The organism is Nocardia brasiliensis (assembly GCF_042691675.1).
Classification (GTDB): domain Bacteria; phylum Actinomycetota; class Actinomycetes; order Mycobacteriales; family Mycobacteriaceae; genus Nocardia; species Nocardia brasiliensis_D.
This window is the reverse complement of sequence record NZ_CP170507.1, coordinates 5,963,455-5,976,864: the sequence shown is the minus strand read 5'-3', so window position 1 is coordinate 5,976,864 and position 13,410 is coordinate 5,963,455. Positions and strand designations below refer to the sequence as shown.

Annotated in this window: 13 protein-coding genes; 10 read left to right on the top strand and 3 right to left on the bottom strand. The window is 67.0% G+C overall.

All coding sequences use genetic code 11. From position 1 onward, the window contains the following. Position 1: 1 nt before the first annotated feature. The 5 genes from ACFK0J_RS27455 to ACFK0J_RS27435 all read left to right on the top strand — a co-directional run bounded on the left by ACFK0J_RS27455 (position 2) and on the right by ACFK0J_RS27435 (position 5,871). Positions 2 to 1,528 carry a tripartite tricarboxylate transporter permease gene (locus ACFK0J_RS27455; RefSeq protein WP_378732107.1) on the top strand — a complete coding sequence of 509 codons (1,527 nt, stop codon included), beginning with the start codon at positions 2 to 4 and terminating at the stop codon, positions 1,526 to 1,528. A gap of 43 nt (positions 1,529 to 1,571) precedes the next feature. After that, positions 1,572 to 2,813, top strand: coding sequence for a metallophosphoesterase (locus ACFK0J_RS27450; protein WP_378732105.1), 1,242 nt, complete (start codon positions 1,572 to 1,574; stop codon positions 2,811 to 2,813). A 138-nt stretch (positions 2,814 to 2,951) separates the two neighbouring features. Then, the gene (locus ACFK0J_RS27445) at positions 2,952 to 3,899 is read left to right on the top strand and encodes an alpha/beta hydrolase (protein WP_378732103.1); all 948 of its coding nucleotides are present in this window, start codon (positions 2,952 to 2,954) and stop codon (positions 3,897 to 3,899) included. 214 nt (positions 3,900 to 4,113) lie between these two features. Next, positions 4,114 to 5,391 carry an SGNH/GDSL hydrolase family protein gene (locus ACFK0J_RS27440; RefSeq protein WP_378732101.1) on the top strand — a complete coding sequence of 426 codons (1,278 nt, stop codon included), beginning with the start codon at positions 4,114 to 4,116 and terminating at the stop codon, positions 5,389 to 5,391. A 300-nt stretch (positions 5,392 to 5,691) separates the two neighbouring features. Then, complete coding sequence (locus tag ACFK0J_RS27435; RefSeq protein WP_378743050.1) at positions 5,692 to 5,871, top strand: YegP family protein; 180 nt, start codon at positions 5,692 to 5,694, stop codon at positions 5,869 to 5,871. An 82-nt stretch (positions 5,872 to 5,953) separates the two neighbouring features. Here ACFK0J_RS27435 and ACFK0J_RS27430 read toward each other — a convergent pair whose 3' ends face one another. Beyond that, positions 5,954 to 7,435: an FAD-dependent monooxygenase gene (locus ACFK0J_RS27430; RefSeq protein WP_378732099.1), complete on the bottom strand. Its 1,482-nt coding sequence runs from the start codon at positions 7,433 to 7,435 to the stop codon at positions 5,954 to 5,956. A 92-nt stretch (positions 7,436 to 7,527) separates the two neighbouring features. Here ACFK0J_RS27430 and ACFK0J_RS27425 point away from each other — a divergent pair, with 92 nt between their 5' ends. Further along, positions 7,528 to 8,175 carry a TetR/AcrR family transcriptional regulator C-terminal domain-containing protein gene (locus tag ACFK0J_RS27425; RefSeq protein WP_378732097.1) on the top strand — a complete coding sequence of 216 codons (648 nt, stop codon included), beginning with the start codon at positions 7,528 to 7,530 and terminating at the stop codon, positions 8,173 to 8,175. 27 nt (positions 8,176 to 8,202) lie between these two features. On the opposite strand, the gene ACFK0J_RS27420 is transcribed toward ACFK0J_RS27425, so the two are convergent. After that, positions 8,203 to 8,943 carry a helix-turn-helix domain-containing protein gene (locus ACFK0J_RS27420; RefSeq protein ID WP_378732096.1) on the bottom strand — a complete coding sequence of 247 codons (741 nt, stop codon included), beginning with the start codon at positions 8,941 to 8,943 and terminating at the stop codon, positions 8,203 to 8,205. Between the two features lie 77 nt (positions 8,944 to 9,020). Here ACFK0J_RS27420 and ACFK0J_RS27415 point away from each other — a divergent pair, with 77 nt between their 5' ends. Further along, positions 9,021 to 9,599 carry a DUF2867 domain-containing protein gene (locus tag ACFK0J_RS27415; RefSeq protein WP_378732094.1) on the top strand — a complete coding sequence of 193 codons (579 nt, stop codon included), beginning with the start codon at positions 9,021 to 9,023 and terminating at the stop codon, positions 9,597 to 9,599. 53 nt (positions 9,600 to 9,652) lie between these two features. On the opposite strand, the gene lexA is transcribed toward ACFK0J_RS27415, so the two are convergent. Then, positions 9,653 to 10,387, bottom strand: a complete 735-nt coding sequence (gene lexA, locus ACFK0J_RS27410) for a transcriptional repressor LexA (protein WP_378732092.1) — start codon at positions 10,385 to 10,387, stop codon at positions 9,653 to 9,655. 317 nt (positions 10,388 to 10,704) lie between these two features. On the opposite strand from lexA, the gene ACFK0J_RS27405 reads away from it, so the two are divergent. From ACFK0J_RS27405 to nrdR, 3 genes are all read left to right on the top strand, one after another. Then, entirely contained in the window at positions 10,705 to 11,223 is a 519-nt protein-coding gene (locus ACFK0J_RS27405) for a hypothetical protein (protein WP_378732090.1), read from the top strand. A gap of 227 nt (positions 11,224 to 11,450) precedes the next feature. Further along, the gene (locus ACFK0J_RS27400; protein ID WP_378732088.1) at positions 11,451 to 12,707 is read left to right on the top strand and encodes a hypothetical protein; all 1,257 of its coding nucleotides are present in this window, start codon (positions 11,451 to 11,453) and stop codon (positions 12,705 to 12,707) included. 225 nt (positions 12,708 to 12,932) lie between these two features. After that, positions 12,933 to 13,400, top strand: coding sequence for a transcriptional regulator NrdR (gene nrdR / locus ACFK0J_RS27395; protein ID WP_218470370.1), 468 nt, complete (start codon positions 12,933 to 12,935; stop codon positions 13,398 to 13,400). Positions 13,401 to 13,410 lie beyond the last annotated feature (10 nt).

Here is a 13,410-nt window from a genome sequence, read left to right as displayed (position 1 = left end):
CTTGGACGCACTGGGAAATCTGGTCGCCGGATTCGGCACCGCACTGACCCCGACACACTTGCTACTGGCCGCCGTCGGGGTGCTGCTCGGCACCGCGATCGGTGTGCTGCCCGGGATCGGGCCCGCGATGGCGGTGGCCTTGCTGCTGCCGATCACCTACAGCGTGGAGCCGACCGGCGCGTTCATCATGTTCGCCGGTATCTACTACGGGGGCATGTTCGGCGGGTCGACCACGTCGATCCTGCTCAACACCCCCGGTGAAACCGCGGCGGTGGTCACCGCGATCGAGGGTTATCCGATGGCGCAGCGGGGGCGCGGCGCGCAAGCGCTGGCGACCGCGGCGATCGGTCACTTCGTCGGCGGTATCACCGGTACCGCGCTGTTGGTGCTGCTGGCGCCGACGGTGGCGAAGTTCGCGGTAAACATCGGCGCGCCAGACTATTTCGCCATTATGCTGCTGGCCTTCATCGCGGTGACGTCGGTGCTCGGCAGCTCGCGGGTCCGCGGGTTCGCCTCGCTGGGCATCGGTTTGACGCTCGGCCTGATCGGGCTCGACCCGATCACCGGACAGCAACGGCTGACGTTCGGCTTCTTGCAACTGGCCGACGGCATCGACGTGATCATCATCGCGGTCGGACTGTTCGCGGTGGGGGAGGCGTTGTGGGTCGCCGCGCATCTGAGACGTCGCCCGGGCACAGCGATTCCGGTGGGCCGCGCCTGGCTCAGCCGACAAGACTTCGACCGATCGTGGAAACCGTGGTTGCGTGGACCACTGATCGGGTTCCCCTTCGGCGCGGTACCGGCCGGGGGTGCCGAGATCCCGACGTTTCTGTCGTATACCACCGAGAAGCGCCTGTCCAAGCATCGCGACGAATTCGGTAAGGGCGCGATCGAGGGTGTGGCGGGGCCGGAGTCCACCGCCAGCGCTTCGGCGGCGGGCACGCTGACGACGATGCTGACGCTCGGCCTGCCGACCACCGCGACAGCGGCGGTAATGCTGGCGGCGTTCCAGCAGTACGGGATCCAGCCGGGACCGCTGCTGTTCCAACGGGAATCGGAACTGGTGTGGACGCTGATCGCGAGTCTTTTCATCGGCACCGTGCTGTTGCTGGTGCTGAATCTACCGCTCGCGCCGATCTGGGCGAAGCTGCTGCGGATTCCGCGTCCCTATCTGTACGCCGGAATCCTGTTCTTCGCCAGCGTCGGCGCCTACGCAGTCAGCGGCGATGCGGTCGACCTGGTGCTATTGCTGGTGATCGGCGTAATCGGGTTCGGCATGCGCAGATTCGGGCTCCCGCTGCTTCCCGCGATCATCGGGGCGATCCTGGGTCCGAACGCGGAACAGCAGATGCGGCGGGCCTTGCAGATCAGCGACGGAGCGCTCAGCGGACTGGTCGATACCTGGTTCTCCATCGTTGTTTACGCGGTGATCTCGATAATTCTGCTCTGGCCGCTGATCGCGAAAGCGATCCGAACACTGCGCGGCAGTGGGAAACCTGTCGAGATCGATTCCGCTACGCACTCCTAGGTAGCGTGGGCTGCGGGTCCGGAGTGTGATGGAGAGTGCGGCCGTGGGCATTGTGGTTGTTCTGGTTGTGGTCCTGGCTGTATTCGGTGCGCTCCACTGGTACCTGTGGCGGCGACTGGTGCGCGACACGACGGTCGCGGGATCGGTCGGTCGGCGGATCGGCACGGTGATTCTCGTTGCCGGGCCGTTATTGCTGATCGCGGCCGGTATGACCGAGCGCGCCGGAATTCCGTTCCGGGTCGTGCAGTTCATCGCGTGGCCGGGCTACCTGTGGGGTGCGGTCTTCGTCTATCTGCTCCTGGCGTTGCTCATCGGCGAGTTCGTGCGGATCCCCTTGTTGTGGAAGCGGGACACCGCGGCGACAACCGGGACATCTCCTCGGACAGTCGCGGCGGTCGAGCGGGTCCCGGGGCCCGGCGCCACAACTCTGCCGACACCAGATTCGGCCGACGCACCCCGAATGCCGCGCCGCCTCTTCGTCTCTCGCGCCGTGGGCGGTGCGGCCGCGGTCGCCGCGGTAACGACAGTCGGCTACGGAACCCACAGTGTGCTGAGCGGCCCGCAGGTCAAGCGCCTCACCGTGCCGCTGGCCTCGCTGCCCCGCCGGGCGCACGGATTCCGGATCGCCGTGGTCAGCGACATCCACCTCGGTCCGATTCTGGGCCGTGGTTTCGCCGAGCGCGTGGTAGCCACGATCAACGACACCCAACCCGACCTCATCGCGATCGTCGGTGACATGGTCGACGGCAGTGTGGAGGATCTGCGTCCCGCCGTCGCGCCGCTGGCCGGTTTGCGGGCCCGGCACGGCGCATATTTCGTGACCGGCAATCACGAGTACTTCTCCGGCGCCGAGCAGTGGATCGAGCACGTCCAGGAACTGGGGATACACCTGCTGGCCAACACCCGCACGGAACTGCCGGGATTCGACCTCGCGGGAGTCAACGACATCCAGGGTGAGCGCACCGGCCAGGGACCCGACTTCGCCAAGGCGCTCGGCGACCGGGATCTGTCGCGTACCGCCGTGCTCTTGGCGCATCAGCCGGTCCTCATCGAGGATGCCGTTGCGCACGGTGTCGATCTGCAGTTGTCCGGGCACACCCACGGTGGGCAACTGTGGCCGGGCAATTACCTTGCGGGCCTTGTCAATCCGACCGTCGCCGGGCTCGAGCGCTACGGTGACACGCAACTGTATGTCACGCGCGGTGCGGGCGCGTGGGGCCCGCCGGTCCGCGTCGGAGCACCGTCCGACATCACCGTGATAGAGCTGGCCTCGAAGCAGGCGTGAACGTTTCCGGTGTGAGCCCGGCACCGACGGGCGAGGATCGGTGTCGCGCGCCCGCAATGCTGCGGTTCGATAACCCTGTTATCCGGTCTGCGCGTGTTCGGTTCGGGTCCTCGCTCTTCGGCGGTATAACCGGAGTTGATGACGGCTTCAAAGTATTTGACAGCACTCGTCAGCATCCTGGTGGCCGCTTTCACGGTTTCCGGCGTGCCCACCCCTGCCGCGGCGGCCCCCACCTCGGCGCGCGTGGTGAGCGAAGTGGCCCTGGGGCGTTCCGCGTACCGCGTCGACGTCTACTCGCCGTCGATGGATCGTGTGGTGTCCAACCGGGTGATTCGCGCCGTGGGCGGCCCGGCGCCCACGCTGTACCTGCTCACCGGCATCGGCGGGGGCGAGGACGGTATCTCCTGGTGGGATGACACCGATGTGCGGGAGTTCTTCGCCGACAAGCACGTCAACGTGGTGATGCCGGTGGGTGGCGCGTTCAGCATGTACACCGACTGGATCGCCGACGACCCCGTGGCCGGCCGTAACCGGTGGCTGACTTACTTGACCCGCGAACTCCCTGGCGTTCTCGACGCCCGGCTCGGTACCAGCGGCCGCAACGCGATCGCCGGAGTGTCGATGAGTGCGGGGTCCGCGGTCGACCTCGCCATCCAGGCACCCCACCGGTATAGCGCCGTCGCGGCGTACAGCGGGTGCCCGTGGGCCGCTGACCCGTTCGGGATCGCGATGGTCAGTGCCCAGGTGATGCGTGGCGGGGGCAATCCGGTGAATATGTGGGGTGCGCCGGGTGGTCCGAGGTGGCGGGCACATGATGCGTTCGCCAAGGCGGGTGCGCTCGCCGGAAAGGTCGTCTATCTGTCGGCCGCGACGGGCATTCCCGGGGCGATAGATCGAGGCGGACTGCCCTCGCCGCCGGTCGAGGCGCTGGCCAGTGTGTGCACCGCCGCCTTCGTCCGGAGACTTGCCCAGGTCGGCGTGTCCGCGGTCCACATCAACCGCCCGCGGGGCTCGCACACGTGGGGGCTGTTCGAAGCGGACCTGCACAATTCGTGGCCACACCTGGCCCGCGCCCTGGGTGCTTGACGCTTCGCGGTCGCACTTCTTCGATCTGTCAGGTGATGTCGTAAGGGGAGTTCCGTGGCGCGGTTGCGCAGTTGAATGGCTACGCGACACTCGAACATGCCTCGCGCGTTCATGTTCGAGAGTCGCGCTTGAATCGTCCTCGGTGAGTGTTTGAGGCATTTGGATGAGCAAATTACCCATTGGAACGCTCGTCGTGGATTCATAGTGTTGCCATATGGTTGACATCGCAAAGCTCCTCCAACGAGTCCGTATCCGATATGTGGCCGCAGCACTCCTGATGATCGGGGCGATCCTCGTCGCGACGCTGGTCGGCCCGCGCAACGCGGCGACCACGGAATGGGACGCGGTGTGGGTCACCGCCCAGCAGCGGCCGGTCGCCGCGTCCGCCGCTGAGTGGGCGATCTCCGGGTTCACGAATCAGACTGTGCGGCAAGTGGTTCGAGTGGGCGGCCGCGGGGAGAAGATTCGCGTCCGACTGTCGAATGTGTACGGCCAAGTGCCGCTGGAGGTTACCGGCGCGACAATCGCTCGATCCGCGGGTGGTGCGGCAGTGCATCCGGACACGGTGCGGCCCTTGATGATCGGACTACGACCGGGGTTCCAGATCGCGCCCGGCGGTGAGGCGGCCACCGATCCGGTGTTGTTGCCGGTAGCACCGCAAGAGTCACTGACGGTCACCCTCTACCTCGCTCGCCCCACCGGACCCGCAACCCACCATGCCCAGGCCCTCGCCACCAGTTACCGGGCCGACGGCGACCATCGGGCCGACCCGGCCGCCGACGCCTTCACCGAACTGTCCCGATCCTGGTACTACCTGGCAGGCATCGACGCCGCCGGCCCGCCCCGGCCGGACGCGGTGGTGGCATTCGGAGATTCGATCACCGACGGCTACGCCTCGACCGTCGACATGAACAGTCGCTACCCCGACCGACTCGCCGAAAAGCTTGCCGCCCATGGCCTTTCCCGCCCGGTATTGAACGCGGGCATCAGCGGCAATCGAGTGACCGTCGATTCGACGCTGCTCGGCGACGGCGCGGTGTCCCGATTCCGGCGCGACGTGCTGGCCCAACCGGGCGTGGGAACCGTGCTCGTCCTGGCGGGTATCAACGACATCGGGATGAGCGACTCCGCCGATCCCATCGCCGCACCGCGCACCACGGTAACGGCGGACCGCCTAATCGACGGTTACCGCGAACTGATCCGGCAGTCCCGGGCCGCAGGCGTCCGCATCGTTGGCGCCACGCTGCTGCCTTTCGAAGGTTCGCCCTACTACACCGCCGAGCGCGAGCAGACGCGGCAGACCGTCAACGCCTGGATCCGCACCTCGGGCGCCTATGACGCGGTGATCGACTTCGATGCCGCGATGTCCGATCCCGGCAACCCCCGAATGCTGAACCCCGCGTACGACAGTGGTGACCACTTGCACCCTGGTGACGCCGGATACCGGGCCATGGCGGATGCGATCGACGCCGGTGTCCTGACCGGCAGTTGAGTCGTGGCGGTGCAGCTGGGCTCAGCCGGGATCCCGCGCCTGCTGCGGGCGGCGCGGGATCCCGGGTTGGAGGTGCGACTTCATTCGGTTATTCGGAGCGAACGGTCGGTCGGACTTGGTTTGTGATCTGGATCACTCGAGCTGAGCCTCGCGTGGTTCAGGGCGCCGACGTTCGGTGCCCGGTAGGACCCCGGTTACCAGAATCCGGCTGAGCGCATATTTCCTGGATTGAACGCACACTGGGCGGTCTATTACCTCGATGAGCAGGTATTCACCCGTCGAGCGAAAGGCGTGGTCACCATGGCCGCCAAATTCGAACTGTTCACCGACAAGGCCGGAAAGTTCCGCTGGCACCTGAAAGCGGCAAACGGCGAGGTCATCGCCGTCAGCCAGGCCTACGAATCCAAAGCCGCGGCAAAAAACGGCATCGAATCAGTACAGAAGAACGCCCCCGGCGCACCAGTCGAAGACCAGTCCTAGCCCACCCCACCCCCACTCGGTATGGCGAGTGGGACATGACTGAGCAAAAGGTCGAGTAGGCGCTCCGTCATGTCCCGTTCGCCTAACGGCTGGGGCCTAGCCAGGTGGTGAGGGCTTCGGGGAGGGTGGGGTCGTGGGGGGTGTTGGTGGCCCAGGCGGTGTAGCCGTCGGGGCGGATCAGGAGGGCGGTGGGGGTGGGGATGGCGCCGATGCCGGGGAGGGTCCAGTGGGTGGTGTGGATTCGAGCGTCTACCACGTCGAGTCGGTCGTGCCATCCGGTGCCGGTGTGAGTCTGGTTTCCGTTGAGGCGCAATAGGATCGGGCGGGCGGTGCGTAGTAGTTCGCAGACGCGGGTGGTGCCTTCGGTGGTGCTGAGGTCGGCGTCGGGGACGCGGCGTCCGGTGAGTGGATGGTCGCCCTTGATGTCGTAGCGGATGTCGAGGGCGGTGATCATGAGGCCGAGTCGTCGGCGGACCTCGTCCAGGTCGATCAGATCGCTCATGGTGTCGCGCAGTGCGTCCATGTGCGGGCCGGGCCGGGCCAGCGCGGTCTGCGCGCGGGTGTTGTGCAGGACGCGGGCGCCGACCGGATGCCGTTCGGTTTCGTAGGTGTCGAGCAGGGCGTCGGAGACGTTGCCGCGCAACGTAATTGCGAGCTTCCAGCCGAGATTGACCGCGTCCTGGACACCGAGATTCAGTCCCTGACCGCCCGCGGGATAGTGGATGTGCGCGGCGTCTCCGGCGATAAACACTCGGCCGTCCCGGTAGTGGTCGGCTTGGCGGGCCGCGTCACCGTAGTGCGTCACCCATCGAGGGCTGTGCATGCCGAAGTCGGTGCCCGCGATCTCGGTGAAGTGGGCCCGGAAGTCCTCGAACGAGAGTTGGCTGCCGCGCTCCAAGATGAGGTCGTGCCGTTGTACGACCAGCCGGTACCAGCCGGGTTGGAATTGCACTACCGAGAAGTCGCCCGGACCGCGGCGGCGTCCGAAGAACTGCTCCGCGGGCGGCTCGGCCAATTCGACATCGGCCAGCATGCCGGTCATCGTCGCGCCGGTTCCGGCGAAGTCGATACCGGCGAGCTTGCGGACCGCGCTGCGGCCACCGTCGCAGCCGACCAGGTAGGCGGCCCGAATCCGCCGAGGGCCATCCGGTCCGCCGATCTCGATGTCCACGCCCGTCGCGTCCTGCTGGAAGCCGACGACCGGCGAGCTCCACCGTACGGCGAGCCCCAATTCGTTCGCGCGCCCTTCGAGTTCGCGTTCGATCACCGACTGCAGAACCGCGAGCAGGTGGGGATAGCGCGTGTCGAAGTCGGCGAAATTCAATGGCAGCGCGCCGAAGTGACCGGCCTGGAGAGGATGCCCCTGCTCGACCAGCCGGTCGAGCAGGCCGCGCTGATCGAAGATCTCCATCGTGCGAGCGTGGATACCGCCGGCCCGGGATTCGCCCGTGCGCTCCGGCAGCCCGTCGAGCAGCGCCACCTCGATCCCGGCCAGACGCAATTCGCAGGCCAGCATCAGTCCGGTCGGCCCGGCACCGGCGACCACTACCTCGGTCGTCTCCATGACTGTCTCCTTAACAAGGTTAAATCACTTAACGTTGTTAAGGAGACATGAACGTTGTTAAGCTGTCAAGCGATTCCCGACAGGAGGCGGCAGTGAAGCTCGATACCCAGGTGATCGCCCAAGCGGCGCTCGAACTGCTGGACGACGTCGGTCTCGACGGGCTGACCATGCGCAAGGTGGCCGCGGCGTTGGATGTCCAGGCGCCTGCGCTCTACTGGCACGTCAAGAACAAGCGTGAACTGCTCGACGCGATGGCCAGGACCGTCTTCGTCGCCGCGGTCGACGGTGTCGAGGCGCCACGGCGGGGTGAGAGCTGGCAGGACTGGATGATCGAGCTCGCCGCCCGATTGCGCCGGGCGATGCTGCGCTACCGCGATGGGGCGAAGGTACTCGCGGGCACCTACGTTCACGACGAAGCACTATGGCGCACAGTGGAATTGACGCTGCGTACGCTCGAAGACGCGGGCTTCTCGATGGCCGACGCCGGTCGTGTCTTCCCGCTGCTGCTGCACTACACAACCGGCTTCGTCATCGAGGAACAAGCACGCACCGGCGTGGACTATGACAGCAATCCCTACCGGCTCGAGCACATCGAAAAGATCGTCGACACCATCCGCTACCCGCTGACCGCTCGGCTGGTCACCGAATTCGCCGCCGCCGATTTCGATACCGAGTTCGACCACGGCTTACGCATCATCCTGACCGGAATCGTCACTAACCGAACGAATCCCGCGCTCTGACATCCTTTCGGCCGCGCGGCTCCCTGATCAACGGCACCTGGCCGCGGCGTTTCGGGTCGGTGTCGAGCTGGGCGTGCGGCCGGTGAGCGCGGCCATGGTGCGGACCAGGTGGGCCTGGTCGGCGAAGCCGGTGCGGGCGGCGACTTCGGCGGCGGGATAGAAGGGGAGCAGGAGACCGGCCTCGCGCAGGCGGTGCCAGCGACGTAATTTCGGGAGCGTTCCGCCGAGATCTCGGGCGGCCAGCTGGCGCAGCCGCCGTGGCGACAGTCCGACCCGGTCGGCGAGTTCGGTGATACCGGTGCCGTCGTCCAGCATGTCCAGCGCCTGTCGCAGCCGAGGGTCGATGAATTGTGTTCTGCCGCCGAGCACTTGATGGACGGTGTGTCGGAGCCGTGCCGAATCGAAGTCACCCGTGGTGGCGGCGAGTAGCCGACGAACCTGGACCTGATCGAGGGGGAGGATGCGCGCCCGAGCCGGGATCGCGAGGCAGTACGGATCGATCCACAAGGAGGTGAAGCCGCCCGGCTGCCGGGTCGTGTTCGGGGTCCCCGGCGGGATCAGCACCCCCGGCGCGGTTAGGACCTTGCCCTGCTCGTCGGTGGCCCGCAGCGGACCGTCCCAGGACAGCACGAGTTCCCATGCCGGATGGCGATGGTCGGCGTCGGGCTGCCCGGTGTTCTCGGCGTAGCAGGTGTACTCGCCGCAGCTGGCGGCGAACACGGCATTGCCGTTTTGTTCAAGACGCCACGAACGCGGCTCCTCGATCATGACCTCATGATGGCATTCGTCCCGGGCACCGTCGAGGGGTCGGCCGCAGGGTCGGTGCGCGAAGGAAAGGTCGACACATGAAGCTCCCGAGTACCAGCTTTACCCGCCGGCCGTGGCGGATCCACGACCTGGCAAGCGATTTCCGGATCGAGGACGTCTGGGCATTACCGACACCCGGCGGGCCCGACGACCTCGCGGTATTCGTGCGGCAGTTCACGTCGACAGACGTGTCCGACCCCGTCGTGCGCAGGTTGCTCGATCTCCGTTGGAAACTGGGGGCGATGCTGGGCCTGGACAAGCCCGACGCGGGCGTCGGCGTCAGGGTGGCAACGCTGCGGGACCGGTTGCCCGCGGATCTGCGCGACGGGCCACGCGGTCCGGACTTCGAAGTGGTCCCGTTCGAATCGGTGTACCAGACCGACACCGAGTGGGTGGCCGAGGTCGCCAACCGGACGGTGCACGCACTGATGCACGTCGGTTGGGTGCCGGACGGGGCGGGCGGCTATCACGGTGAGATGACCGCGTTGGTGAAGCCGAACGGACTGTTCGGCAGGCTGTATATGGCAGCCATCAAGCCGATTCGAGTGTTTCTGGTGAATCCGCTCCTGATGCGATCGATCGGGCGAGACTGGCGGGAATCGCGCACTGCGGCCTGATCGCCGGACGGCCGCACGGATCGCCGTGCGGCCGTTCGAGTGTCGACTCTCGGTCAGATCTTGCGGATGACCGTGACGACCTTGCCGAGTACCTGTGCGTCGTTGCCGGGGATCGGTTCGAACACCGGGTTGTGCGGCATCAGCCAGACATCCTTTCCGGTGCGCTTGAACGTCTTCACCGTGGCCTCGCCGTCGATCATGGCGGCGACGATGTCGCCGTTGTCGGCGACGTTCTGCTGGCGCACCACCACCCAGTCGCCGTCGCAGATCGCCGCGTCGATCATCGACTGACCGACGACCTTCAACAGGAACAGCGATCCCTCACCGACCAGCTCGCGGGGCAGCGGGAACACGTCCTCGACCGCCTGCTCGGCCAGGATCGGGCCACCGGCGGCGATCCGGCCGAGCACCGGCACGAACGTCGGGGTGGGCCTGGTCGGATCGACTGCGCCGCTGTCGGATTCGTCGACGGCGGCGGCCGCGTGCAAGCTGGTCACCGCGCGCCCCACCTCGTCGAGACCGCGGACATCCACGGCGCGTGGACGATTCGGGTCGCGACGCAGAAAGCCCTTGCGCTCCAGTGCGCGTAGTTGATGGGCCACCGAGGAGGTGGACGTCAGCCCGACGGCGTCGCCGATCTCCCGAATGCTCGGCGGGTAGCCGCGCTCGCTCACCGAGGACCGGATCACCTCCAGCACTTTGCGCTGACGCACGGTGAGATCCGCCCCGGTAACCGCCGTGTCGGCGCCGCCTTCGCTCTCTACGCCCGTGTCGTCTGTGTGCCTCACCGCAACCGCCCTTCCTTGCTGTGTCCGGGCTGATCCGCTGCCCGGCATATCCCTGCGTGGCCTGTCCTGAATTTCGTCTTTCGAATCTAGCCCGGTCGCGCCGATGTTTCAAACATCTGTTCGAGGCATGTCGGGCGTTTCTACTGACATTGTCGGTGCCGCGTGGTAGAAATCGAACATCAGTTCTTCGAACACCTGAGCGAACGATGTATCGAAAACCGGCACCGAACAGCGGCACCGAACGGCCCCGGCAGGCCGCCAAGCTCGAACGACCCAGCTCGAACACAGACGGAGCACCCACCACGGAGGTTTGTCCGATGAGCACTGCGATCAGCGATATCAACACGGCGATCGGCGCGGGTCGCGCACCGTACGCCCTCGACTCCGACCGCATCGACAGCACCGACATCGACCCGGCCGACGCCGATCTCGGTTTCGATACCATCCCGCGCGTGCATCGCGGCACCCTCCGTGTCCGTCCGGCGGATTCGGCGCATCGATCCGCCGTCGACCGGCGGCCGCGCGGTGCGCGGCCCGCGGGTGCGGTCGTCGTATACGACCGTGGCATACGGACTTCGGCGGTGCGCCAATCCCGCGGCGCTCACCCGACCGAGCTGGTCGAGCAGGCGCAGGTGGGGTTCGCCGTGCTCGCGGTGGCGGCGCTGTTGAGCGCTCTCGTGGTGGCCACGCTGATCACGCTGGCGCATCTGCGGGCCGGTGACTGGGGCGGCGACGCGACGACCAGCACGGTGCCCGCCGTGGTCGACGGGCAGTCGATCCCTGTCGATGGCGCGTCCGGAAGTGTGCTGCCCCAAGGTGTCACCGCACCGCGCTGATCGGGATCGACGGCTGGACACCTCCGAGTGTGTCGTCCGTACCGGCACGTCCCGCCGCTGAATCGATGAGGAACGGCCTGGCGCTGTGCTGACTACCGCCTGGCCCTGGAGTGGCCGAATTTGTTGATCGTCCGCTGGAACATGTTGCTAGTGTGCTGAAAACGTGATCTGGCAAAGCCCTTTGCCAAACGCGGCCTTTGCCATCGAACGAGTTCGGGACACCAGCAATGACGCACCTCGCCACTACCGGACGCGCCGTCCGGCTGCTCACCCGGATCGCCGGGCTCTCACTGTGTCTCGTCTTCGGGCTGAGTGCGATCCCGGCCGCCCAGGCGGCACCGGCCTACGCCGCATACCTGGACCTGCCCGCTGTCAACGGGGACGGCGCGGGCGGCGGCGGCCTGAATCCGGCCCTCCCACTGGACGAATCGGTGCTGGCCGCGGCGGTCGAGCAAGCCCGTGCCGACGGCGTATCGCCACGCCGGTACGCGACGCTGCTGCACCAGTACTGGCTGGTCGTCGCGACTCGCAACGCCGCCATCGACCTCGCGGCCTGGGATCCGGCGCAAGGGGTCCGCGCCAACGAACGCACCTTCAACCAGGTGTACGTCAACTACCTGCGGCTCACCACCCAGCACCCGGAGTTCTACTGGGCCGGTCTGGCGGGCATCGCGGGCGGCTCGTTCGCTTCGGGCTTCTTCGACATGAGCGACGTGGGTGTCGTACTCGACGTGCCGGGCATCCATCAACTCGGCAATGCCGTCGCCGACCTGTTGCGTGGCACCCCACCGGAATTGGTCCGCGACCTGCCCGCCGACCTCCGCCTGCTCGCCGCCGAAGGGTCGCGGCTCAGCGCCGCGGACCTCGCCTGGTACCAGACCCGGCTGATGATCATGCAGAAGCACATCTTCACCGACCTGGTCCCGATGCACGAAGCCTATGTCGCGCTGGGCATGCGGGGCATCGACGAGATGTACGAGGCGGGCGTGCTCGACGACGACATCCACACCGCATGGCAGTCCATTACCGCGGGCACCCGCGACGGCTACATCGACGCGCTGATCCGGATGACCGACCGCGAACAGAACCGGGTGATCGCCGACCAGTGGGACGAGACCTCGGCGGGCCGGGCCCCGATCGGCCGCGTCCTCACCTACGTGAGCACTATCGCGGGCAAACCCGCCGTACCCGGTGTCCGCGCCCCCGGCGTCTTCGCACCGGCCACCGTCCGCGCGACCATCGGCGGCCGCACCATGGCTCTGCGCACCCCGCTGCCCGCCTTCAACTGGGCAGACCGGGACACCCGCTGGACCTACATCACCGGCGACCTCGTCCCGCGCCACATCGACCTGGAGCTGAACCCGGCACTCGCCCCGGCCGTGCTCGGCGAGTCGTTCTGGCCCAAACTCGCCCGCGGTCGCCTGATCCCGCGCCTGCCCGAGCTCATCGCCGACCTGACCGCGCAATGGCAACTCGTGGAATAGGGCTGAACCGGCGCAGGCGCGTCCGATGACGACGGGTAACGGGTGAGTGGGACAACCCGAGTACCCGGACGGGTATCCTCGAAGTGCTATGCAGGTATTCCGCATATCGCCTGAGGTTTACCTGGTGCCGGGGTCCAGGCCCCTGTACACGCGCTCGCCGGGACGGTCACCCCGATCGGTTGCCGAGCCGGCCGCGAGCGCGCGCATCGACGAAGGATCTCTCGGATGCATTGCCCGTACTGCCGACACCCCGACTCCCGGGTGGTGGACTCGCGCGAGGCCGACGAAGGCGCGGCCATCCGCCGCCGCCGCGCGTGCCCGCACTGTGGGCGGCGGTTCAGCACGGTGGAAACCGCGATCCTGTCCGTGGTCAAACGCAGCGGCGTCACCGAGCCGTTCAGTCGGGACAAGGTCATCCGCGGTGTGCGCCGCGCCTGCCAAGGCCGCGAAGTCGATGACGACGCCCTGAACCTGCTGGCGCAGAAGGTGGAAGACGCCGTGCGCGCCAAGGGTTCCCCCGAGGTGCCGAGCCACGAGGTCGGCCTGGCCATTCTCGGCCCGCTGCGCGACCTCGACGAGGTCGCCTACCTCCGATTCGCCTCCGTCTACCGGTCTTTCACCTCCGCGGAGGATTTCGAACGCGAGATCCAGGACATGCGTACCGCCCGCGCCGCCGCGGTCGCCGCCGAATAGTCGACTGGCC